General features: G+C 46.8%; 20 protein-coding genes. 9 read left to right on the top strand and 11 right to left on the bottom strand.

Annotation, left to right across the window (positions count from 1 at the left end):
- Positions 1-184 precede the first annotated feature (184 nt).
- The 3 genes from CES81_RS00395 to CES81_RS00385 are packed head-to-tail and all read left to right on the top strand — an operon-like array spanning position 185 to position 4,166.
- Complete coding sequence (locus CES81_RS00395; RefSeq protein WP_089120235.1) at positions 185-2,572, top strand: ATP-dependent DNA helicase; 2,388 nt, start codon at positions 185-187, stop codon at positions 2,570-2,572.
- Between the two features lie 2 nt (positions 2,573-2,574).
- On the top strand, positions 2,575-3,270 hold the full coding sequence (locus tag CES81_RS00390) for a hypothetical protein (RefSeq protein ID WP_089120234.1): 696 nt from the start codon (positions 2,575-2,577) through the stop codon (positions 3,268-3,270).
- On the top strand, positions 3,267-4,166 hold the full coding sequence (locus tag CES81_RS00385) for a sce7725 family protein (RefSeq protein WP_089120233.1): 900 nt from the start codon (positions 3,267-3,269) through the stop codon (positions 4,164-4,166). The genes CES81_RS00390 and CES81_RS00385 overlap by 4 nt, the downstream gene beginning before the upstream one ends.
- A gap of 238 nt (positions 4,167-4,404) precedes the next feature.
- On the opposite strand, the gene CES81_RS00380 is transcribed toward CES81_RS00385, so the two are convergent.
- The 3 genes from CES81_RS00380 to CES81_RS00370 form a co-directional block, all read right to left on the bottom strand.
- Positions 4,405-5,118 (bottom strand): SGNH/GDSL hydrolase family protein, encoded by a 714-nt coding sequence (locus CES81_RS00380; RefSeq protein ID WP_089120232.1) that lies wholly within the window; start codon positions 5,116-5,118, stop codon positions 4,405-4,407.
- A 137-nt stretch (positions 5,119-5,255) separates the two neighbouring features.
- The gene (locus CES81_RS00375; RefSeq protein WP_125924006.1) at positions 5,256-5,537 is read right to left on the bottom strand and encodes a hypothetical protein; all 282 of its coding nucleotides are present in this window, start codon (positions 5,535-5,537) and stop codon (positions 5,256-5,258) included.
- Between the two features lie 193 nt (positions 5,538-5,730).
- Positions 5,731-6,774, bottom strand: a complete 1,044-nt coding sequence (locus tag CES81_RS00370) for a lactonase family protein (RefSeq protein ID WP_089120231.1) — start codon at positions 6,772-6,774, stop codon at positions 5,731-5,733.
- A gap of 180 nt (positions 6,775-6,954) precedes the next feature.
- Between CES81_RS00370 and CES81_RS00365 the strand changes: the two genes are divergently transcribed.
- From CES81_RS00365 to CES81_RS00355, 3 genes are all read left to right on the top strand, one after another.
- Complete coding sequence (locus CES81_RS00365) at positions 6,955-7,344, top strand: hypothetical protein (RefSeq protein ID WP_089120230.1); 390 nt, start codon at positions 6,955-6,957, stop codon at positions 7,342-7,344.
- Positions 7,345-7,424: 80 nt separating this feature from the next.
- Positions 7,425-7,889: a Fur family transcriptional regulator gene (locus CES81_RS00360; protein ID WP_089120229.1), complete on the top strand. Its 465-nt coding sequence runs from the start codon at positions 7,425-7,427 to the stop codon at positions 7,887-7,889.
- A gap of 273 nt (positions 7,890-8,162) precedes the next feature.
- The gene (locus CES81_RS00355) at positions 8,163-9,161 is read left to right on the top strand and encodes a peptidoglycan recognition protein family protein (RefSeq protein WP_089120228.1); all 999 of its coding nucleotides are present in this window, start codon (positions 8,163-8,165) and stop codon (positions 9,159-9,161) included.
- A 225-nt stretch (positions 9,162-9,386) separates the two neighbouring features.
- Here the strand turns inward: CES81_RS00355 and CES81_RS00350 are convergent, their stop codons facing one another.
- The gene (locus CES81_RS00350; RefSeq protein ID WP_089088347.1) at positions 9,387-10,154 is read right to left on the bottom strand and encodes a YibE/F family protein; all 768 of its coding nucleotides are present in this window, start codon (positions 10,152-10,154) and stop codon (positions 9,387-9,389) included.
- On the bottom strand, positions 10,133-11,269 hold the full coding sequence (locus CES81_RS00345; RefSeq protein ID WP_089120227.1) for a YibE/F family protein: 1,137 nt from the start codon (positions 11,267-11,269) through the stop codon (positions 10,133-10,135). The genes CES81_RS00350 and CES81_RS00345 overlap by 22 nt, the downstream gene beginning before the upstream one ends.
- A 184-nt stretch (positions 11,270-11,453) precedes the next feature.
- Here CES81_RS00345 and CES81_RS13725 point away from each other — a divergent pair, with 184 nt between their 5' ends.
- On the top strand, positions 11,454-11,576 hold the full coding sequence (locus CES81_RS13725) for a hypothetical protein (protein WP_263849857.1): 123 nt from the start codon (positions 11,454-11,456) through the stop codon (positions 11,574-11,576).
- A 78-nt stretch (positions 11,577-11,654) separates the two neighbouring features.
- Here CES81_RS13725 and CES81_RS00340 read toward each other — a convergent pair whose 3' ends face one another.
- From CES81_RS00340 to CES81_RS00330, 3 genes are all read right to left on the bottom strand, one after another.
- Positions 11,655-13,457, bottom strand: a complete 1,803-nt coding sequence (locus tag CES81_RS00340) for an ABC transporter ATP-binding protein (RefSeq protein ID WP_089120226.1) — start codon at positions 13,455-13,457, stop codon at positions 11,655-11,657.
- Positions 13,454-15,187, bottom strand: a complete 1,734-nt coding sequence (locus tag CES81_RS00335; protein WP_089120225.1) for an ABC transporter ATP-binding protein — start codon at positions 15,185-15,187, stop codon at positions 13,454-13,456. The genes CES81_RS00340 and CES81_RS00335 overlap by 4 nt, the downstream gene beginning before the upstream one ends.
- A gap of 162 nt (positions 15,188-15,349) precedes the next feature.
- On the bottom strand, positions 15,350-15,778 hold the full coding sequence (locus CES81_RS00330) for a universal stress protein (protein ID WP_089120224.1): 429 nt from the start codon (positions 15,776-15,778) through the stop codon (positions 15,350-15,352).
- 243 nt (positions 15,779-16,021) lie between these two features.
- On the opposite strand from CES81_RS00330, the gene CES81_RS00325 reads away from it, so the two are divergent.
- Both CES81_RS00325 and CES81_RS00320 read left to right on the top strand, forming a co-directional pair.
- Positions 16,022-16,246: a hypothetical protein gene (locus CES81_RS00325; protein ID WP_089088342.1), complete on the top strand. Its 225-nt coding sequence runs from the start codon at positions 16,022-16,024 to the stop codon at positions 16,244-16,246.
- A 213-nt stretch (positions 16,247-16,459) separates the two neighbouring features.
- On the top strand, positions 16,460-18,379 hold the full coding sequence (locus tag CES81_RS00320; RefSeq protein WP_089120223.1) for a M13 family metallopeptidase: 1,920 nt from the start codon (positions 16,460-16,462) through the stop codon (positions 18,377-18,379).
- Between the two features lie 173 nt (positions 18,380-18,552).
- On the opposite strand, the gene CES81_RS00315 is transcribed toward CES81_RS00320, so the two are convergent.
- From CES81_RS00315 to galE, 3 genes are read right to left on the bottom strand one after another with little or no spacing between them, the layout of a single operon-like run.
- Positions 18,553-19,548 carry a LacI family DNA-binding transcriptional regulator gene (locus CES81_RS00315; protein ID WP_089120222.1) on the bottom strand — a complete coding sequence of 332 codons (996 nt, stop codon included), beginning with the start codon at positions 19,546-19,548 and terminating at the stop codon, positions 18,553-18,555.
- A gap of 34 nt (positions 19,549-19,582) precedes the next feature.
- A complete protein-coding gene (locus CES81_RS00310; RefSeq protein ID WP_089120221.1) occupies positions 19,583-21,046 on the bottom strand; it encodes a UDP-glucose--hexose-1-phosphate uridylyltransferase in 1,464 nt (487 codons plus the stop codon).
- A 1-nt stretch (position 21,047) separates the two neighbouring features.
- A complete protein-coding gene (galE, locus tag CES81_RS00305) occupies positions 21,048-22,052 on the bottom strand; it encodes a UDP-glucose 4-epimerase GalE (protein ID WP_089088338.1) in 1,005 nt (334 codons plus the stop codon).
- Positions 22,053-22,135: the final 83 nt, after the last annotated feature.

Genomic DNA, 22,135 nt, shown 5'->3' with positions numbered 1-22,135 from the left:
ATTTGTTAAAGGTTTCATTGGTGATATCATACCCTGTTTGCTTGTCTGAAACAAGCTTTTTTTCAATTTTTTTAAGCGTTTTCCAACGCCGTCTTTTCTAATTCCACGATCCAGCATCATTCATTCGTCAGTGACGTATCATGCTATAATGGGTTTCAGCTATGAACAAAGAGGATTCGAAAAAATGACGATCACCAAATTAGGTATCCGCGAACTAGTTGAATTTACGTTACGGTCAGGCGACCTGAACGCTAGTATGAACAGTATGAATACGGCGTTAGAAGGCGCCCAGATCCACCGTATGCTGCAAAAGTCCCGCGGAGCCAACTATCAAAAAGAATATAGCCTTGAGCACCAAGTCGAACTGGCGGGTAAGCCCTACCTGGTTCACGGCCGGGCGGACGGTGTCATTTTAAACGGCAACGACACTTTGATTGAGGAAATCAAAACGTCTGACGCTGCCTTTGAAGACCTCACTGAAAACACCCTCACGCTGTACTGGGGACAGGCTAAAATGTATGCCTACATTTTGATGACTGATGAGGATCTCAGTCAGCTGACCCTGCAACTGACCTACTACCGGCGAACTACCGAAGAAGTCACTACCAAAAAAATCAGTTACACTTTAGCGGAAGCCACGAAGTTTTTTAATGCCGTCACCGCGGAGTATGAAACTTGGCTGAAACTGCAGGCTGACCTACGCAGAACGCGCAACGCTTCAATCAAGGACCTGCCGTTTCCCTTCGATCATTATCGAACCGGGCAACGAGAGCTAGCCGTTGCCGTTTACAAAGCCCTGCGTTTAAAAAAGCAGCTCTTTATCGAAGCCCCCACCGGCACCGGCAAAACCATCTCCACCGTCTTTCCGTGCATTAAAGCCATGGGTGAAGATCAGATTCAGCGGCTGTTTTACTTGACCGCTAAGCAAAGTACGCGCCGGGTCGCCGAACAGGCACTCGGCTTGATGGCACAACAAGGACTCAAGCTGCGCAGCATTACGCTGACGGCTAAGGATACGATCACCTTTCCAGAGGAAGCAGATCTCTCCCCAGAAGAAAACCCGTATATGGTGGGTTATTATGATCGCTTAAAACCCGGTTTGAAGGATATTTTAACCAACGAAACGGCGATCACCCGGGAAACGGTTGAAACTTACGCCCGTAAACATCAGCTGGACCCCTTTGAATTTTCACTGGATGTCAGCTTATTTTGTGATGTGATCATCTGCGACTACAACTATCTGTTCGATCCGCAAGTCTACCTGCAGCGCTTCTTTTCTGTCGACCATGACGACGATAATTTTTTCCTGGTGGACGAAGCACATAACTTGGTCAGCCGCTCCCGGGATATGTACTCCACGGAACTCTCACTGGCGCCATTGACGGATTTGATCGCCACCACTAAAAATGCCGATGAGGGCACGCCAACCCTACTGAGAGCTTTCCGCGCCATGCGGCGGGCATTCTTTAAGGTTGCCGGCCCGCTGCTGGAAAGCGGTGAGGAAGAAAGCGTGTTTAACAGTCCTGCCGATGACTTTAACAAGGCCGTTACCAAGTTAAGCGACCATATCAGTGACTGGCTCGGCGACGAACAGCGGCCGCAAACCGACTACACGAAGGCGGTCCTCGATTACTATTTTGCTTGTTTAAGCTACCTGAAGATTGCCGATTTTTACGATGAAACTTACCGTACCAAAATTAATTTAGGCGACGACCATGACCGTGAGATCACCTTTAAACAGCTGTGCCTGGATCCCAGTGCTTTCTTGCGCGACTGTCTGGACAAGGGCCGCGGTGCAGTTTTGTTTTCCGCTACACTGTCGCCGTTAGCTTACTATCAACGCGTCCTGGGCGGCAGCGATGACAGCCTGTGTTACCAGTTGCCATCACCCTTTCCGCCCAAACACCAAAGTATTCTGATCACCGACTACATCAGCACCACTTATCGTAGCCGGGACGCCAACTTAGCCAAAATCATTACCAGTATCAAAACCCTCGTTAACGGGAAAGTGGGCAACTACTTAGTCTTTCTGCCTTCTTACAGCTTTTTGAGTACTGTCAGTCTAGCGTTCCAAACCGCCTACCCGGATTTAAAAACGGTCACCCAGGCCCCTAATATGAGCGAGATAGACCGGGCACATTTCCTAGCCGCGTTCAAATCTGACCCTAATGAGTCGCTGGTTGGTTTCGCCATTTTAGGTGGTTTATTTTCCGAGGGAATTGACCTCACCGCTAGCCGCTTGATTGGTGTTGCCATCGTCAGCGTTGGTTTGCCGGGCATCAGCACGGAAAATAACCTGCTGCGCGACTACTTCGATTCTCAGGGCGAACCCGGTTTTGAATACGCCTATCAAATTCCCGGCTTGAACCACGTTTTTCAAGCTGCTGGCCGTTTGATCCGCAGTACTTCTGATCAGGGCATCGTGCTTTTGATGGATCAGCGGTTTGCCAGCCAGCGCTATACCCGCTACTTCCCGCCGCACTGGCAGTATCATCGAATCCTGCACGCTGCTAACGAACTGGCACCCACCATTGAACATTTCTGGGAATTGACCGATAAGGAGTCGAATTAATCGTGAAAACCAAACTCACGCTAGAACTGGAAAAGACGCTGTATGAAACCTGCGTTGAAGCAGGCAGTATTGCAGTTGAAGAAGTGACCATGCCAGATGATCAGGGCATCGTGGACACCTTAAGCTACCAGCATTTACCGAGCGGCGAAGATGAGTGGCGCTGTTACGAATTAAAGGTCACTAAAAGTGATTTTCATTCAAACGCCAAACTTTCCTTTGTTGGTAACTATAATTATTTTGTCTTGCCGCTAGCGCTTTATCAGGAAGTGCAAGCCGAAATTCCGGCTGAAATTGGGGTACTGAGTTATCAAAAATATGATCCCGCTCAGTTAGCCGCCAGTACCGAACCAGTTTTAGCACCCGGATACCTCACCGTGGAGAAGAAACCGTGTTATCAGGAGATCACCCTTGATCAAGATGAGTTAATGCGCCACTTCCTCTATTCTTTAGCGCGCGAAGTTCGTAAAGCTAAACGGGTTGAAACCGGCATCAGCCAATATTCAACTGACCGGCTCTTTAAAGAACTCAAAAAGCGTCACCAGCACTACGACATCTATGATCCGGAAAATAACTTCTACGACCGCTTTATAGATGAAACCCGGACGAATGCCGTAACAGCACTGCAAGAAGAAGTTGATGCGCTCAATTTGGAAATTGCCAAACTGCAGCACCAGCTTTACGAGGCGAATTCAAAATGATCTATTATCCTTACTTTCGCGGTCGCCAGTTCGATCTGCGCGCCCTAACTGAATTTGCCAGCCAAGCTATGACGAAAAACGTTATCCCCATCATTGAACCGGTGCGTGACGTGCCGGCATTGCCAAAGACGATTGCTACTTTTGGTGCGCATCAGCAGCCATTAGCGGTGATTCAAAACCCGCAGGTGGACCACTACAATTTTCAGGCCGCAAAGCGTTACCCCATCGATGACTTGTTTACGGCGCCTAGCATACAGCGTGCCTACGTCTTGACGCCGCTGTTACCCGCTCGCCTGTTAAATGACAGCCTGGTAATCGTTCAACATTACGCGGATTTAAAATTGTTCCTTGACCGTGGCTGGATTCCGGATTCCGCGACGCTGCTGGTCCCACCTGAAGCACGCATTCGTCAGCTATTGACGGGACGCCGCTTCGGTCACCTCTTTGACCATTACGCGGTACCAGAGCATAGTTTTGATTTCACCGAGATGCCCGACAGTTTTTGGTCAAACGATATCGAATTCGCCCGCCAGTATCATGAGATCGGCTTTAGCGATTATCTCACTCAGGGTGCTACGTACTTTGACCATGGTCATCCGAGTCGCACCGTCGCACTTCATTTGATTTACCTAGCGAACGGTCAAGTACGCATCCGCCACTTCGTTTCCGACCAGCACGATGACTTTAAACATCAACGGGAGAAGTATTTTGAAGCGTTGGCAAAAGCGGTGAAATGGATCAAAACCCAACCCGCTATCAATCAAACAACTGCTACCGCTAAGCTGGCCACGTTAGCTGAGGACCATCACTTCCCTGGTATGGGGGTGCTGAAGGCACTGACGATCGAACACCATTTGGCAATCATGACCAGGTATTTAGACTCAGCTTCGATTTGAATCACGTGAAGCATAATGGGGCCTGTGACTTGAGTCTATATCAATAAGGATGCCAGTTAATTCCTTGATTAAAATATAGCGTAGGATTGACTCTCGTTCACCTCTTTTATGTAGCCTTAACCCGCTCCATAACTCAGATTCCGGCCATTTAACACCTAAAGCGCCCTCCCGATAAAAACCATCGGAAGGACGCTTTTAGGTGTTAAATTCTGGAATCTACCGAGTTATGTCACGGCTTCTATTCAGCCATTGTTTTCGCCAGCAAGGCAACGTATGCAATCGCACCATTGGTTTGCAAATGCACGCCGTCGGAAGCAAAAAAGTTAGTTTGGCCTTCACTAAAGTCATGCCAATCCACCATGTGCACGTTGCGGTGGCTCTTGGCGGTGGATGCAATCAGCCGGTTAGTCTTGCCTTCCCACTTTTGCGATGGGACGTGGGTGTTGATCCAGTAAACCTGCCGCTTATTGCCGACCACTTTCAAGAATCGCGAAACGTCGGCCTTCTCGGGCGGTCCGTTAGTTCCTAGATTGACGACGACGTTATCCGCCAGCTTATTTTCGGCTTTTAAACTTTGGGTAATGTTGGGTAACTCATAGAATTGCCGGCCCACCGCACCATTGATCAGTACATGCGGAAAAACCTGCTTTATTTCCGGTTTGATATCAACCATCACCGAATCACCAATTGCGGTTACCTTAGCGGCATGTGCTTTGGCGGTCACCCTGGGACTTAAATAATATTTTTTGGCAACCTTCTTCTCAGCCGCCGTCAACTTAACGGGCTTAGGTTTGGGCTTGGAAATAGTCTTGACCGCCGCTTCGCGGTTGGCCAAGCGGGTAAGCATCTCATGAGCAACTGCTGCGCTGCCGAGCGCCACAATCAAGATGAGGACGATCCAAAAAGCGGGTCGCTTTAGCAAAAATTTTTTTGGTGCTGCACGTCGTTTCATGGCAAACTTTCTCCTCTTTATTCACTACTTTCATTTTACCATTTTTGCGGGAAATTAGTGATCCGCATCAAACAACTACAAAGGTATCCCTCAAACTTGAAGGATACCTAGCGAACACTTGCCTTATTTTTCTATTATTAAATTCCCATCACTAATTTCAAATAACCGGCAGCCAGTGTCAAGCCAATCAGCCACAAATCAAGTTCCTGCAGGCCGCGTGCCTGTTTCGTTGTATCGAAGGCCATAAAGTGACCGCTGAAAAGCACCAGGCTTGCAAATAACAGGCCGGCATACAGTAGTTCTGAAGTGCCTAGAATCAGGCTGATGAAGGTGACAAAGTTCAGTATCAATACTAGGACTCGCCCCCATGTTACCTCTCGTCCCATAGCCACTAACTGAAGATTAATCCGATTCATCATGTCTAACTCACTCCTAACCTTATAGATTTCTAACCAAGGACATTGTAACGCCCCCAATACCGTTTTATAAGGATTTATAGCCGTTTTTAGCAAGTTCTAATACAGTCAAAAAGCCCGTGTCATAAAGATGATAGACACGGGCTTTTAAAAATGAGAGTGCTTAGATAAATCTTATTTATCCACTGCTATTTACTTATTTAACAGGAGCAACGCAAACGCCTTCTGGTACTTTAAAATCCTTCTGTGCCAAAGTTAATTTGCCGGTGTCAGCATCACGGCTGTATAGCGTTGCGTTATCCGTGTTTTGGTTAACCAGAATAATGAAGCTTTCATCAGCGTTAAAGTTGAAATCACGTGGGAAATCACCCTCCGAAGAAATTTGATCGATCAGCGATAACTCACCGTTATCTTCAACCTTAAGCGTTGCGATTGAATTATACCCTCGGTTCGATACGTAGACGTACTTGTTGTCGCTGGATAAGCGAATGGCTGCTGCCCCATTATGCTTGGTCCAATCACGAGGAATCGTCTTTAATTCTTCGCGTAAGGTAAACGTGCCAGCTTGCGCATCGTAGTCCAGGACATCCACGCCGCTGCCTAATTCACCGACTAAGTATGCCACGTTCTTATCCGTGTTGAAAACGATATGCCGTGGGCCAAAGCCTGGTGCACACTTAAACTTGGACTTTTCAGTCAGCTGACCTTCATTGCTCAAATCGTAAAGGTAGACCACGTCTTCACCCAGATCACAGGAAACTAACCGCTTATCCGGGGTAAGATCCGCAAAGTGCGGGTGCGGGCCGTCCTGCTGTTCGGGAGCGGGACCAACGGCACCAGTGTGCTGAACGGTATCTGCCGTGGTCAGTGTACCATCGGCATTGATCTTGTACACCGTAATGACACCGGTGTGGTAATTAGCCGTGAAGACCAGCTGGCGGTCCTCATCAACGGCCACGTAAGCTGGATTAGCTCCTGATGTGAGGTTCTTATCCAGTTCCTTGAACGGCTTTTCCGTTGCGTCAAATACCTTCAAGCCACCCAGCTTCTTACCGTCAGCTGATTCAGCATCAATGGCGTAAACCTTGTGCGCCTTTGATTCAGCAACGTAGGTGGGGTTCCCGGCTTGGCCGACTATTTCAAGGTTTTGTAATTGCTTCTTATCCGTGTCCAATTGCAGTTCGTAGACACCTTCACTGCTTTTATGCGTATAGGTACCGATTAAAAATGTTTCGATCATGTTCAATCCTCCGCTATGCTATAGATTAATTTTAACGTGTTAATTATAGCACAGGTCTAGGCCAGCTCTACAGCCCCAGAAAAAAGTTTGTGATAAATCTTACGAGGACTTAAATGCTTTCGAATTACGGTTCATTTATGTTACACTTTTAAGCATCTACTTATCAAAAGGAAGCATAACATGGCAAAATTTGAACTTTATCATCCTATCTTAACGCCGCATTATCAGCTGAACTGGCTGACTCAATTCAAGGTGAAAGACATTAATGCCCTGCGCCAACGGCTCAATATTCATGAATCGATGATTGAAACGGCGACCTACGTTAACCGTGAAATGAGCACGGTAATGAACGATCAAGCGCTCACCTGGGGCATCAGTAACAAACAACAAGACGATTTTATCGGCATCGTTAATTTAGCACCCGGCGATAATCATTTTAAAACGGCAGTTCTGACCATTATCCGGGTGAACGAAGATGACCAGGATCTAGTGGCTGAAATTCAAGCTTATATGACTAAGTTTGCAAAAAATCAGCTTCAAAGTTCCCCGTTGGAAACCAAATTAAAATAAAGCTCTCTGGAATCTTTCTAAAAAAAGTGTTTTAATAAAGGTAACTGATAATTACTCTAATCTGAAAGGAGACCATAGTCATGAAAGAACCTGACGCTACCCTTAGTTCTGCCCTGCAAAAGCTCCGCGAGCAGCACGTTCGTATTACCCCTCAGCGTAAATTAATTCTAGACTACTTGATGAACCATGAAAATCACCCGCCAGTGGAAGAAATTTATAAAGAACTGGCACCCAAAATGTCATCTCTGAGTTTGGCCACTGTGTATAACACGCTGAACCTTTTCGTTGAGTTGGGAATCGTCATTGAAATTCCAAATGAAAACGGTGGTGTCCGGTACGATTTCTTTGGCCGGCCTCACTATCACGCAATCTGCGAAAATTGTGGTAAGGTCACGGATATTTACGATCCGAACCTGCCCCAGATCGATGGTATGCTGCAAAACACAGCCAAGAAACAATCTGGTTATCAATTTAACTCCTGCCACATCGAACTTTACGGTCTTTGTCCTGAATGCCAGGCGAAGGGCGTTACCCTCGCTTCTTAATTTATTAATTTCAAACGCAAAGTCGAGTTAACTTTATTTCTTAAGTTAATTCGGCTTTTTAAAATGGTGTGGACAATTGCTTGAACATTGCCCGTTTTGTTACCTGTTTTTAACATGAATGAAAACAAGCCCGGCTTAGCCTACTAAAGCAGCATCTATGACTGTAATATTAGGGTTTTATGGCGTTTGCTCACTTGTCAACACACCTTTTTCTCGGTAGTATGGCTTCAGAGAATGAATCGACCGTTCATTAAAAAATTTGTTTATAGAGAGATGATTAATGTGAAAAAGTTTTCATTGTTGCTTACTGGTTTGCTGACGCTGTTCACAGTGGGGGCTGCGAACGCGACTACTGCTCATGCCAGTTCTGCCGTAAATAGTTATATTGAGAGTCAAAATATTAAACCTGCTGGTGTTACCAAAAGCATTTGGGGCGGTTTCCCTAAGAATGCTTACCGTCATGGTGTCGGTAAACCTGAAGGTGTGGTCGTCCACGAAACGGCGAACCCCAACTCCACGATTTACAACGAAATCGCTTATATGAAGTCACATTACCGAAGTGCTTTCGTTCACTCATTTGTTGATGCCTCACACATCATCAACATTGCGAATACCAACTACCTTGCTTGGGGAGTTGCCTTCCCAGGTAACGCCCGGTTTGTTCAGTTCGAACAAGTTGAAGTTCACAGTAAGAGTGCTTTTGCACACGAAGTTGCTAACGCTGCTTGGTACACGGCATACCTGCTTCACGAATATGGCTTGAAACCAAACGACGCTGCCTATGATGGCAAGGGAACCGTTTGGTCTCACGCTTCAGTTGCTAAACACCTTGGCGGATCTGATCACACTGATCCAGTCGGCTACTATTCAACCACTGGTAAGCGGTACTTTGGCCAAAGCTACAACATGGCCTCCTTCTATCAATTAGTTCATTCTTACTATTATAGTGATTTTGGCGGTTCTGCTTCCAAAGCAAGCAGTTCAGCTTCTGCAAAGCCGTTGGACAAAGTCACTTACACCAAGACTACCGCAACGGGTAAACTTTCTAATCAATATGCTAACTACCGGCTTTATAATCACGTTAAAAACGCCTACGCTAACACAACCAAGTACAGTTGGACATCCGTTCAGGCTGCACCAGGCAAACCCATTTACATCAACAATAAGGGTGTAAAGGACAAGGCTGGCACAACTTGGTACCGATTCAGCTTTAGCAATGCAGCTAACGCTAAAACGTACTGGGCATACTCTGGTGCGATTACGTTAAACTAAAGTCGTGACATAACTCGGTAGATTCCAGAATTTAATACCAAAAAACGTCCTTCCGATGGGCTTTATCGGGAGGACTTTTTTGGTATTAAATGGCCGGAATCTGAGTTATGGAACGGGTTAAGGCTACATTAAAGGAGTGAACGAAAGTAAATCTTACGTCGTGTTTTAGTCAAGGAACCGACTGGAATTCTTATCAGTATAGCCTTAAGTAACAGGGCCTTTTTGCTACTTCAAAAACCTTTTTCGTGCCTGACGTTCACTAGCGACCATTGCCCAAGTGGTTAACGGGATAGTGGCGATCACAGCCATCATTGAAAACAGGACCATGAGGACTTCCCCCACCAAGATTTTATCATTTAAAATTTCACCCGGAGAATAATGAACCCCAGCAAACCAAATGAACAGTGCCAAAAAGCCACCGAAGAAGCCGAAGAACAACGTATTAAACGTGGTCCCGATAATTTGTGAACCGACCTTAAACCCGGCACCCTGCAAGTTCTTTAACGTGATTTTGGGGTGCTGTTCCAAGATTTCTGCTAAGCCGGCAGCAATCGCAATCGCCGCTTCAGCGATTGCCCCCAGCGTACTGAGGATCGCCGTTGAGATTGCCACGTTTAGATAACTAATCCCTAAAATCGTGGACATCCCTTCTAAATCTTCACTATCTTCTTGACCAAAGCCTTGAATTTGAGACCAGTGTTCAACTGGAATAATTAGGATCACTAGTAAGATCAAAACTGCCACGGAAGCGTAAAACGCCACCATCGTGCTGCTTGAATCATTACCACCTAAGAAGATGGTCATGGCTAACACGATGACACCAGTCACCAGCGTCACGAGAACTGGCGGTAAATGAAAGGCCATTAAGACCATGGCAAAGAAGAGTGCGCTAAAATTAAAGATCAAACTGATCCAAGCCTGTAAACCTTGGGTACCGCCCACTGCAACCATACAAATCAGCAAAATCAATCCTAGTGCCGTAATCGTCCCCATGACTTATGACCTCCAATCATTAGACTTGTAATCCCGCAGGCAAGTGGGATCGTCAGTACGATACCAATGCCGCTAATGAGGCTTTGAACAACTCCCAATGACATGGTCATATTGAAGGTGTAACCCCAAGAGTTGGCATTCTTTAAGAATAACAAAGCCAGCGGCAGCGTTTCGGCTACGAAAATAAAGAACAGCACGTTCACTAACGGCCCCATGATTTCGCCGCCAATCTGTCTGCCTGATTTAAAAATTTGTTTAGCCGAAATATCCGGTTTTTCCGTTTTCAGCGCCATTAAAGACGCAATGATATCCGTTGATTCGTCCATGACGGCGCCCAACGAACCGAGGATCGTTTCTGCTAAAAACAACGGTCGCGGCAGCTGCGTCACGTACTGCATCGACTCGTAATACACGCCGCGTTCATGAGTCAGGGCGAAGACAATCAGTGCCACAATAATGGAAAGCGCCGTTCCACCGATCGTTGCTAGCAGCGTCATGAGCATCTGCCGGTTAAAGCCGATTACGATCAGCAGTGTCAGCGCCGCAAAGACAATTGCTAAACCGCCGAATATCAGTAAAACAATACCGCCCTGTGTATGCGTGTTCCAGCTGACAGCCAGCCAGAACAGGACACCGTTAACAACGACACTGCACAGTGCCATTAACCCGCTGAACCTCATTAGTATTAATAGTAGGCTAATGGTTAGCCAAACCGTAAAGGCCAGCGCCGTATCCCGCTTGAGATTACTAATGGTGGCTGAAAGATGCCCCTGATGGTGATGCACGGTCAAAAACACTTTCTGCCCCGTATGATAACCGAGGGTCGTGGCTCCTGACTTTAAATAGGTATTCTCAATCTTCAAGTTCTTCCCTTTGTTGGGGCCATTGGTAATTACACCATGCAGTTCTTGTTCGACTTGACGATCCTCATTATTGAATTGATCGGTCTGCTTGTCCGAACTGATCGTTTTCACTGATTGGATCTTTAAAATTGGGGTCTGATAAAGGCCGTCATCATGTGCCACCCCCAGCACTAGCAGCGCGCCTAAAATTACCACTACGTACGGCCACCAGCGCTGCCAAAATGAGTGCGGCTTATTTGCTTCATTTATCATTTCACTACCACCTTGTCACAAACCATCATATCATAACGGGAGTGCCTGAATTAAACGCATTTGCAGATTTAAACTAACCGTTAGCTTTACTTTTTAAATAACTGTCCTTGCAATTGAGTGGGTATATAAGGTAGAATGGTCGAGTGATTGATTACATCATATTTATAAAGTGAGGGTTAGACACATGAGAAAAGCACATCCACATGGCGTACAAGGTCGCCGTCCAGTGAACCAAAAGAAGGACACGAAGCGCCAAAAAGAAATTTCAAACTTGCAACAATGGCTTAAGAGCGAAAACAAGAAGTAATTCTTCTGATTAGCAAGCATTGCGAGTAAAAAAGTCTCATTTAAGCGGCTATGCATGGTCACTTAAATGAGACTTTTTTTACGCTAAACCCTGGTAGAGTTCGTAGTAACGACCATGCAACCGGAGCAGTTCTTCGTGGGTCCCGCGCTCGATGATCCGACCGTTGTCGATCACTAAGATCAAATCCGCGTTAAACACCGTTGACAGTCGGTGGGCGATCACAAAGGTCGTCCGGTTAGCCATCAAATTATCCATCCCAGCTTGCACCAAACGCTCCGTTCGGGTGTCGATATTAGACGTTGCTTCGTCCAAAATCATCACTGGCGGGTCCACGATAGCTGCCCGGGCAATGGCCAGCATCTGACGCTGACCTGAAGATAATTCTTCCCCGTCACCCGTGATTTCGGTATCATAGCCCGCCGGCAGTTTCTTAATAAAAACATCCGCGCGGGCTAACTGCACAGCAGCAAGCACCGCCGCATCATCAGCCTCAGGCACACCATACCGAATGTTGTCCCTGATAGTGCCCGTAAATAAGTGCGTATCCTGTAAAACGATGGCTAACGCTCGGCGCAGATCAGCTTTTTTAATCGTTGAAATCGCCACGCCATCATACATAATTTGACCGCTATCAATATCATAAAAACGATTAAGCATATTCGTCGTGGTCGTCTTCCCCGCCCCGGTCTCGCCGACTAGGGCAATTTTTGTGCCGGCCTGAGCTTCAAAATTTAAATCATGCAGGCCAGCCTTAGACTGCGGATAAGTGAAGTTCACGTGCTGGAATTGAATATCTCCCCTTACTGGTACCCGTGACTGCGAAGGATCAGCCGGCTGCCAAAACCAGTTTTCACCCTCTTTAACCAGGGTAGTGGTCCCCCGATCATCTTCGGGCTGTTCATCCAGCAGTTGAAAGATGCGGCCGGCACCTGCCATGGCCTGCACGATTGAATTGAGCTGCTGTGAGATCTGCGCGATCGGCTGACTGAAAGACCGGCTAAGCTGCAAAAACGCGGCGATGGTGCCCAACGTAATCAATGTTGGGTGCACAATGGCTAAGCCGCCGCCCAATAGTGCAATGAGCACGTAAAGCAGGTTTCCCATATTTCCCATAATCGGAAACAGCATGGTAGCAAACCCGTTGGCGTATCTGGCATCGTTTCGCAGCGCATCGTTATACGTCTCAAAGGCAGCTTGAACCTGTTTTTCGTGGGAGAAGACCTTGATCACCCGTTCGCCGTTCAGCATTTCTTCAACGAAAGCATCCAGTTGGCCAAGAGACGCCTGCTGAGCACGGAAGTATCGTGCACTATGATGCGTCAGCCAGCGAACTATGATGATACTGGCAGCAAAAATTGCCAGTGACACCACGGTCAGTACCGGACTTAACAAAAGCATCGCCCCAAGTGCAAAAGTGACGTTGAACAAGGCCACCACAAACTGCGGAAAGCTTTGCGTGATCAGTTGCATGAGTGTATCAACATCGTTAGTATAGCGGCTCATCACGTTGCCATAGTCGTTTTGATCAAAGTAACGCAGCGGCAGCGACTGCATTTTCTCAAACATCTGGTCGCGAATTGCTTCTTGGATCCGCTGACCGATCACGGCCATGATCTGCGAGTAGATCACGGTAGCCATCACCCCAACGTAGAAAATCACGGCCATGACACCAATGGCAAATAGGAGCGGTTTAAAATCCGGGTTAGCCGTTCGGGTCAGCGGCATAATATAATGATCAATCAGCCGCTGAATGAACAGGGAACCCGCTACCCCCGATAAAGCGCTTAAAATGATGGCGATTAGGCTAACTGAAAGCCAGCCCTTGTAATCACTCACCAGCAGTCGCAATAGCCGCCAGAACGTCTCACGTCGTCCGTTCATGCGTGATCACCCCCAGTACTCTTCTGCTGCGCCTGATAAAGCTGACGGTACCACTGATTAGCCGCCATTAACTCAGCGTGTGTCCCAACGGCTTCGATACCGCCGTGGCGCATGATAATAATTTGATCAGCATCAACAATACTGGCGACTCGCTGCGTGATCATAAGCTTAGTAACGTTGGGCAGATCACGTTTAAAGATCTGCCGAATCCGTGCTTCGGTTTGGGTATCAGTCGCACTGGTCGCGTTATCCAGGATCAAGATCTTCGGCCGTTTCAAAAGGGCTCGTGCAATGGTCAGCCGCTGCCGCTGACCGCCCGATACATTTTGACCAGTCTGTTCAATTTTGGTGTCCAGTCCCTCGGGTAAAGCCGCCACAAAGTCCTTTGCTTGCGCCTGTTCAAGTACCTGGTTCAACTGTGCATCCGTTGCCTCAGAATTACCCCACTTTAAATTTTCGCGAATCGTTCCTGAAAATAAAATGGTATTTTGCAGAACCATGGCAACTTGGTCACGCAGTGCCTTCAAGTCATACTGCCGAACGTTTTTGCCACCGACCCGTACCACACCGTCAGAGGCATCATACAGGCGTGGAATCAGCGAGACTAAAGTGGTCTTCGCCGTCCCGGTCTCACCAATAATCCCGACAACCGCACCGCTATTGATGTGCAGGTTAACGTCCTCCAACTGATCCTCATCGGTACCAGGATAACGAAACGACACGTGTTCAAAATCAATACTGCCATTAGTAACGTTGGTTTCAGCAACTGGCAAAGCCACGATGTCCGGTGCCGTTTCCAGTACCTCGGCCGCCCGTTCTGCAGAAGCCTGTGACACGGACAGCTGAGAAAAGATCATGGCCAGCATATTGAGACTATACAAAATTGAAATACTGTAAGTAAATAGGCTCACAAATTGACCGATTTCAAGGCTGTTGCCGACGATCAATTTCGCCGCCAGCCACGATAAAATCAGCATCGTCGTACTGATCACAAACTGCATCAGGGGCATGTTGAACGCCACGATTCGCTGTGCCTTAGCGAAAACTTGGGCGATCTCCCTGGCCGACTGACGGAATTTGGCCGTTTCCGCGTTCTGCTGACCATAGGTTTTGACTACCCGAATTCCCCGCAGGTTTTCGCGCACAACCCGGTTTAACTTATCGTATTGCCTAAACACCTGCCGAAACAACGGCCGTGATTCTTTAACGATCTCAAACAGACCGATCGCCAGTACCGGAACCACGCAAACAAACAGCCAGCCGGCTTGCTTGCTCACTAAGAAAGCCATCACAATCGAAAACAGCAGCATGGCAGGCGCCCGCACAGCCACTCTGATCAGCATCTGATAAGCCGTCTGAATGTTAGTGATATCGGTCGTTAACCTGGTCACTAAACTGGAAGTCGCAAAATGATCCAAATTTTGGAAGGAAAAAGTCTGAATCTGACTAAAAATATCGTGCCGTAGGTTCTTGGCAAAACCGGCTGCCGCTTGACTTGATACCCAGCTGGCACTGGCGCCGAACGTTAACGATAGGAGTGACATGAACAATAGCAACGAACCAATTCGAATCACAACAGAGAGATTACCTGGACGAATTCCCTGATCAATAATGGCGGCCATCAAAAACGGAATCAGTGTTTCAATCGCTGACTCTGAAACGACCAGCAACGGTGAAATAATCGTTTGGATACGGTATTCACGAACCGATTTTAATAACGTGTGCAGCATCGCTTACACACCCCCACGTGTTGAAATTACCGTAAGTTTACCATGGGTCATCACATTTTAATGAAATAAACACTTGCTATTTAAATGTCACAAAAAGCATGTATCCCGACTAAGAAGCAGCCGTAATACATGCTTTTCATATCCTAGATACATCCTTTAATTTTAATCACCCACAACGAGCACCGGTGTGATGGAATGACGAACAACATAGCCCGTCGTGGAGCCCATAATGGCCCGGTTCAACCCGTTCACACCAGACTTGCCAATGACGGTCAGTGTGGTATCGAGCAGGTCCGGTAAGGTTTCTGAGATTGCCTGCTTGGGAATACCAACTTCAAAATCCGTTTCCACTTCAACGCCGTCATCCTTAGCACGTGCTTTGGCTGCCACTAACGTTTCTTCAGCCTGCTTTTTCATGTGTGCCATAATGTCATCACCAAAGACTGCCCCATACTGGGTGTAGCTTTGATCATTTGCAATCGCAACGACGGTGATCTTTGAATCGTAGTGCTTTGCAATGTCAACTGCAGCATCAAGTGCCCGATAGGCGTTCTCGCTGCCATCTACTGGTACCAAAATTTTTTCAAACATGGCTGACACCTCCACTAATTGTATACCTGTATGCTACCACATTTGAAAGCGCCACCGTTAAAATTCGGTCTAAAAACTGAAACGCTTTTCACGCCTTCTTTCATGGAAATGGCACAAAAAAATTTTATTTTTGTAAATCGCACCGTAACAGTATGTCGCTTCACCTTCCCAAAATGTCAAGATTGAATTCCAAATTTTGGCTCCCTATAATGGAGCTTGAGTTTTCAAATCGGGGGGATAGCAATGCAAGAAACGACAAAGGATTTATCATCGACGATTACAGAAGCTTACCATCATAACTGGGTGATTAAGCTTAAACTAAGCCGATCTCAAGCAGTCACGGGAATGGTCAATACTTCCCCAAGTAATGGCGCATTCTACCTGACGCATAATGGTGACATCGAGCGATTTGACCTGGACGATTTAAACGACGTCACGGTCATTGAAAAACACTGGTGGAAAGTTTAACAAGTGAGTCAACTTTCCGAAGTGCGGCTTACAGGTCGTTAGAATTGTTCATTTGTTAAAGTAACTTGACCAAAAATAATCAGTATAAGCATTCGGCGATTACCCGGGGAAAACCAACCTTGGATACCGCCGTTTTTTGATTGGTCGGCTGTATCCAAGCAATTCAGGTAGCTGTATAATGAACACAGTCTACAAAAAGATGGAGGTTATCAAATGGCAGATAAAATTGATCATAGCTTAATCAAAACAGATTTGTATGACGCCGTAAACGGCGAATGGCTCAAAACAGCCACGATTCCGGGTGACCATTCAACCACGGGTGGGTTTACCGATCTCTCAGATAATATTGAAAAGACCTTAATGGCGGACTTTAAAGAATTATTAGCCGGTAACTTAAAACCTGATAATGATGAAATGAACGAATTCAAGCAATTCTATCAACTGGTCAGTGATTTTGATAAACGGGAAAAAGACGGCAGTGCACCTTTAAAGCCTTACCTTGACCGCATAGAAGCTCTCAACAGTTATCAAGATCTCAGCGATCAGCTGGCTGACTGGATTTTGACCGGTCTGCCAACACCGTTTTCACTCGACATTGATTCGGATATGAAGGATTCCACAAAGTACGCCCTCTTCGCCAGTGGTCCGCGCTTATTCTTGCCTGATAAAACCTATTATGAAAAGGATAACCAGGCCGCCAAGCAATTAATGCCCGTACTTCAAAAAATGATGACGGCTTTATTCCAGCAAGCCGGTTATGAAGAGGCTCAGGCGAAAGCCATTATCGAAAACGCCACTGCTTTTGATAAACTGATCGCTCCGCACGTAAAATCAGCCGAAGAGGGCGCCGACTACAGTAAGATGTATAATCCCCGCTCACTCGATCAAATAGCTGACAGTACCGAAAAACTGGATTTAAGAACGGCTATTAAGTCCTTAGTTCACGGTACACCAGAAAAGATCATCGCGACTGAACCAGCTTATTTCGATGCCTTAAACGATCTACTGACTGATGATCATTTCCAGATGATGAAGAGCTGGTTATTATTTAAGACGGTGATGGGCCTTTCCGGCTACTTAACCGAAGAACAGCGTCAAACCAGCACCACTTACAGCCGAGCAATGAGCGGCCGCAAAGAAGCCCGCAGCCAGCAAAAAGCCGCGTACGATTTAGCAACCGGCGTTTTTGATCAAGTTGTCGGCGACTACTACGGCCGCAAATACTTTGGTGAGGCTGCTAAACAAGATGTCCATGACATGGTCGTTAAAATGATCAACGTTTACAAGAAGCGACTTGCCAACAATACGTGGCTGGGTAAAACTACCCGGGAAAAAGCCATTTTAAAGCTTGATAAACTTGGTATTCAAGTTGGCTACCCGGATAAAATCGACCCGCTTTACAGCAAGTTCAGAGTCACTGCAGCTAATGACGGTGGCAGCGTCTTATCAAACCTCATGACGTTCACCCGCATCCGCAATGAAGACGACTTTTCACGCTGGAATCAGCCGGTAGACAGAACCCGGTGGGAAATGAGTGCGGCAACCGTAAACGCGTACTTCCATCCGTTCTACAACATTATTGTTTTCCCTGCTGCCATTTTACAGACACCGTTCTACAGTCTGAAGCAGTCTTCCAGTAAAAACTTTGGCGGTATCGGCGCCGTCATTGCTCACGAAATTTCCCACGCCTTCGATAACAACGGTTCGTTGTTTAACGAAAACGGCAGTTTAAATAACTGGTGGACTGAGGCGGATAACGCCCACTTCCACAAGTTAGCAGAAAAGATGGTCAAAGAATTTGACGGTTTGCCATACGCCGGTCAAAAGGTCAACGGTAAACTAACCGTTTCCGAAAACATCGCGGACGGCGGCGGCTTAAGCTGTGCCCTTGAAGCTGCTAAGGGAGAACCAGACGCCGACCTTAACGCCTTCTTCCTTAACTGGGCAAAGATCTGGCGCCAAAAGGCCACCCCAGAACGTGAACAATTGTTACTCTCCATTGATGTTCACGCCCCCGCTAAACTCCGGGCGAACGTTCAGGTTCAAAACCTAGATGATTTCTTCACCACGTTTAACGTTCAACCTGGCGATAAGATGTACCGGGCACCTGAGAACCGCGTAAAAATCTGGTAAAAAATAACGGTTCATTACCGAATACTAAAATAGTCCCCTTGAAATTGGCAGATGATTTTCTTTCATTACATCCGCTTGTTTCAGGGGGATTTTTTGATTGTGCAAATAAAAAGCGTCCAGTTTGGCCAAATGCCTCACTAGACGCTTTAAATATACCCTTATTTGACCGGACTTTACCGGGTGCTCTTTCGAATCACCAGTTTAGTCCCAACAGTGACCTTTAGCGGGGCCTCGCGACCGTTTTCCAAGCGACTCTTCATCAACTCAACGGCGCTGATTCCCATCTGATCAGTTGCCACGTGTACCGCACTTAATTCTGGATAGACGTACTTAGCAACTGAAGTATCATTGAAGCTAAACAGACTGACCCGGTCAGGAATAGCAATGTTTTCTTCACCCAAAGCCTTGAGCGCGCCGATTGCCATCGGATCGTTGCTGACAAAGAAAGCGTGCGGTAAATCATCACCTAAGTCCTTGATAGCCTTTTTCATGGCATCGTAACCGGACTGATTGGTGTAGTTACCTTCATAAGCAAACCGCGGATCAAAAAGTTCGCGCTCGGTCATAATCGATTTGAAAGCTTTAAACCGCGGATCAGGAATTTTCAGCTTGCCATCCGTCGTATACTCAGACCCGTAGATAATGCCTAAGTTCTGACTTTTGGATAACAGATAGTCAACGACTTTGAGGACGGCTGGCTTAAATTCAGTCATCACGCTATCAAAGCCGCGGTGCATTTCGCTCCAATCAACAAACACCAAATTGTCACTAATGGCACTGAGTTCGTCAACCTGCGCTTCACTGTACTTACCGACCGCAATTATGCCATCAACATCCTTACTGATTTCCGAGACTTGGTTTTGAAAGACGGGGATCGTTTGAATATGCAACTCTTGACTCCGCTTTTCAATTTCCATTCGGATCGTCATAAAGTAGAGGTCATCCAGCTCCTTATTAATCGAATACCATTGAACGACCGCAATTTTATAAGTTTCAGGTGTTTGCGAGACCCGCTTCGTTTTAGTATAGTTCAGCTCCTCCGCAACCTCAAAAATACGTTGCCGCGTACTGTCACTAACCGACAGCGTGGTATCGTAATTGAGAACGCGAGAAACCGTGGACAGGGAAACACCGGCTTTTTGAGCGATGTCTTTTAAAGTCACTTTCATCTTGATGTTTCCCTCCTTTTATACCGCTACTTGACTAACCAATTTGAGCAATAAACTTATCAAATGCTGCCTGTCCTTGGTCGTCCCACTTGAAGACACCTGCATCTTGCAGAACGCGTGCAAAGACCTGACCGATTGACTGGTCAATAATGTCGTTAGCATTATCATCGGTAAATTGGTTGTCGGCCTTCAATTGATCTGCCCAGGTCTTGTGGTAATCCTTCATTTCGTTCGGTTGACCTAAGACATACTTCTTGACTTCTTGCATTTCAGTCTTGAGGCGGGCTGGCAAAATTGCCCGGCCCATAACTTCGATCAAACCAATGTTTTCCTTCTTGATATGTTGAACATCCTGATGTGGATGGAAGATACCATCTGGGTATTTCTCTGAGGTTTGGTTATCACGCAAAACGACATCCAAAACGAACTTAGACCCACGACGGTAAGCAATCGGTGTCACCGTGTGGTGCCGCTCGCCATCAGTGTACGAACGAACATCAACTGATTCGTCATCGTAGTGCTTCCAGCTATTAGCAATGGCAGTGGCAGCGTTGATCAGCGGCTCAGGTGTATCGCCCGAAAGCCGAATCGTCGACATTGGCCACTTAACGATACCAGCGTCCACATCATCAAAACCGGCTAACTTAATTTTACGGTCCACCGGTGATTTCATCATTGGGAAGTCGTGCCGGCCGCCTTGATAATGGTCTTGTGCCAGCATCGAACCGCCAACAATTGGTAAATCAGCGTTGCTGCCCACAAAGTAGTGCGGGAACAACCGGACAATTTCCAGTAAGTTACTGAAGGTATGCTGATTGATCAGCATTGGCCGGTGCTCTTGGAGCAAGAAGATGGCGTGTTCGCTAAAGTAAGCGTACGGCGAGTACTGGAAGCCCCAAGGTTCACCGCCAAGGTCTAAGCGAATGACCCGGTGGTTCGTCCGTGCTGGGTAACCCAGTCGACCACGGTAGCCTTCGTTTTCAATGGCTAATTGACTCAGCGGATACGTATTGCTCTTTTGATTCCGCGCTGCCGCAATGGCCTTCGGATCTTTTTCGGGCTTCGACAAGTTAATGGTGATTTCTAGATTGCCATACTGTGTCGGCGCGTTAAAGACGATGTTCTTTGCGATGGAGCGCGTTTTAATGTAGTCGTTTTTACGGCTTAAATCGTAGAAGAAGTTAGTCGCGTCTTCCGGTGATTTTTCGTATTCATTCCAGAATTTTTGGTTGACCTTTGCTGGCGTAGGTGTCAGTAGATCCGTTAACTCTGCTTCCAAAATGTCCCGGTCAGATTGACCATCTTCAATTTTGCCGTTCTTAACTGCAGTTTCAAGTAAGGCATCAACGATGTCTAACAGGTCATCACTTTTAGCGTCAACCGCTGGATCGTCACCAACTAATCCCAGTACCCGATTAGTCACGTAAATGCGGTCCAGGGGCTGATAAGTACCGCTATCGATGATGGCATCAACAAATTGATCAACAGTTTTTGACATACTAAGCTTCACCTCGGTCGTTGTAACCCTTTGGATGAGTCTGCTTCCAGTTCCAAGCAGTCTTGATAATTTCTTCCACATCATCGTACTGCGGCTTCCAGCCTAAGACTTTACGGGCTTTATCACTCGCAGCAATTAAAGTGCTAGGATCACCGGCACGACGCGGTGCATCTTCTGCAGGAATCGGCTGACCAGTTGCTTTTCTGGCAGCTTCCAGGATCTCCTTGTTGGAGAACCCAGTTGATGAGCCAAGGTTAAAGGCATTGCTGTCATTACCAGCCTTCAAGTATTCCAAAGCCAGGATATGAGCGTCCGCTAAGTCCACAACGTGAACGTAGTCACGGACATTGGTACCGTCCTTAGTAGGATAGTCAGTACCGAAGATCTTTAAGCCCGTGCGTTCGCCAGCGGCAACTTGTAAAATAATCGGGATCAAGTGGGTTTCTGGGTGGTGATCTTCACCGATAGAACCATCGGCCTTAGCACCGGCAACGTTGAAGTAACGCAAAGCCACAAACTTGATGCCGTATGCTAAATCAGACCAGTGAATGATCTTTTCCATGCATAACTTACTCTCACCATATGGGTTGGTTGGAATCTGCGGATCAGTTTCCTTAATTGGAATCTGCTTTGGTTCGCCATAGGTTGCAGCCGTTGAACTGAAGATGATCCGCTTAATATCGTGATCTCTCATGGCCTTAAGTAAGGTAATCATGCCACCGGTGTTGTTATCAAAGTACTTCAACGGATCCTTCATTGATTCCGGCACGATTGAGAAGGCCGCAAAGTGAATGACACCTTCAACGTTGGTTTCCTTGTTAAAGACTTCATCCAAAAAGGCTCGGTCGTGAATATCACCCTGGTAAAAACGGGCTTTAGGGTTAACCGCTGCCCGGTGACCCGTGATCAGGTTATCGATTACCGCAACGTCGTACCCCTTTTCAATCAATCGATCAACAGTGTGGGAACCAATATAGCCCGCACCGCCTAATACAACAACTGTCATAAATAATTACCTCCATACTTTCTCTTTAACCTAATTTCGATACAAAAGCGCTCTGCAAGTTTAATTGCTTTGCGCTTTTTGCC

It is taken from the genome of Secundilactobacillus pentosiphilus, assembly GCF_002217985.1.
GTDB classification, from domain to species: Bacteria; Bacillota; Bacilli; order Lactobacillales; family Lactobacillaceae; genus Secundilactobacillus; species Secundilactobacillus pentosiphilus.
Note: the sequence above shows the minus strand (reverse complement) of the source record. Positions and strands in the feature narration are given on the sequence as shown.

Bases quoted from the DNA above. Each gene is read 5' to 3' on its own strand.
- CES81_RS00330 (WP_089120224.1), bottom strand. From the start codon at position 15,778: ATGTTTGAAAAAATTTTGGTACCAGTAGATGGCAGCGAGAACGCCTAT.
- CES81_RS00355 (WP_089120228.1), top strand. From the start codon at position 8,163: ATGATTAATGTGAAAAAGTTTTCATTGTTGCTTACTGGTTTGCTGACG.
- CES81_RS00345 (WP_089120227.1), bottom strand. From the start codon at position 11,269: ATGATAAATGAAGCAAATAAGCCGCACTCATTTTGGCAGCGCTGGTGG.
- CES81_RS00380 (WP_089120232.1), bottom strand. From the start codon at position 5,118: ATGAAACGACGTGCAGCACCAAAAAAATTTTTGCTAAAGCGACCCGCT.
- CES81_RS00375 (WP_125924006.1), bottom strand. From the start codon at position 5,537: ATGATGAATCGGATTAATCTTCAGTTAGTGGCTATGGGACGAGAGGTA.
- CES81_RS00385 (WP_089120233.1), top strand. From the start codon at position 3,267: ATGATCTATTATCCTTACTTTCGCGGTCGCCAGTTCGATCTGCGCGCC.
- CES81_RS00340 (WP_089120226.1), bottom strand. From the start codon at position 13,457: ATGAACGGACGACGTGAGACGTTCTGGCGGCTATTGCGACTGCTGGTG.
- CES81_RS00310 (WP_089120221.1), bottom strand. From the start codon at position 21,046: ATGTCAAAAACTGTTGATCAATTTGTTGATGCCATCATCGATAGCGGT.
- CES81_RS00370 (WP_089120231.1), bottom strand. From the start codon at position 6,774: ATGATCGAAACATTTTTAATCGGTACCTATACGCATAAAAGCAGTGAA.
- CES81_RS00320 (WP_089120223.1), top strand. From the start codon at position 16,460: ATGGCAGATAAAATTGATCATAGCTTAATCAAAACAGATTTGTATGAC.
- galE (WP_089088338.1), bottom strand. From the start codon at position 22,052: ATGACAGTTGTTGTATTAGGCGGTGCGGGCTATATTGGTTCCCACACT.
- CES81_RS00395 (WP_089120235.1), top strand. From the start codon at position 185: ATGACGATCACCAAATTAGGTATCCGCGAACTAGTTGAATTTACGTTA.
- CES81_RS00350 (WP_089088347.1), bottom strand. From the start codon at position 10,154: ATGGGGACGATTACGGCACTAGGATTGATTTTGCTGATTTGTATGGTT.
- CES81_RS00315 (WP_089120222.1), bottom strand. From the start codon at position 19,548: ATGAAAGTGACTTTAAAAGACATCGCTCAAAAAGCCGGTGTTTCCCTG.
- CES81_RS13725 (WP_263849857.1), top strand. From the start codon at position 11,454: ATGAGAAAAGCACATCCACATGGCGTACAAGGTCGCCGTCCAGTGAAC.
- CES81_RS00325 (WP_089088342.1), top strand. From the start codon at position 16,022: ATGCAAGAAACGACAAAGGATTTATCATCGACGATTACAGAAGCTTAC.
- CES81_RS00365 (WP_089120230.1), top strand. From the start codon at position 6,955: ATGGCAAAATTTGAACTTTATCATCCTATCTTAACGCCGCATTATCAG.
- CES81_RS00360 (WP_089120229.1), top strand. From the start codon at position 7,425: ATGAAAGAACCTGACGCTACCCTTAGTTCTGCCCTGCAAAAGCTCCGC.
- CES81_RS00335 (WP_089120225.1), bottom strand. From the start codon at position 15,187: ATGCTGCACACGTTATTAAAATCGGTTCGTGAATACCGTATCCAAACG.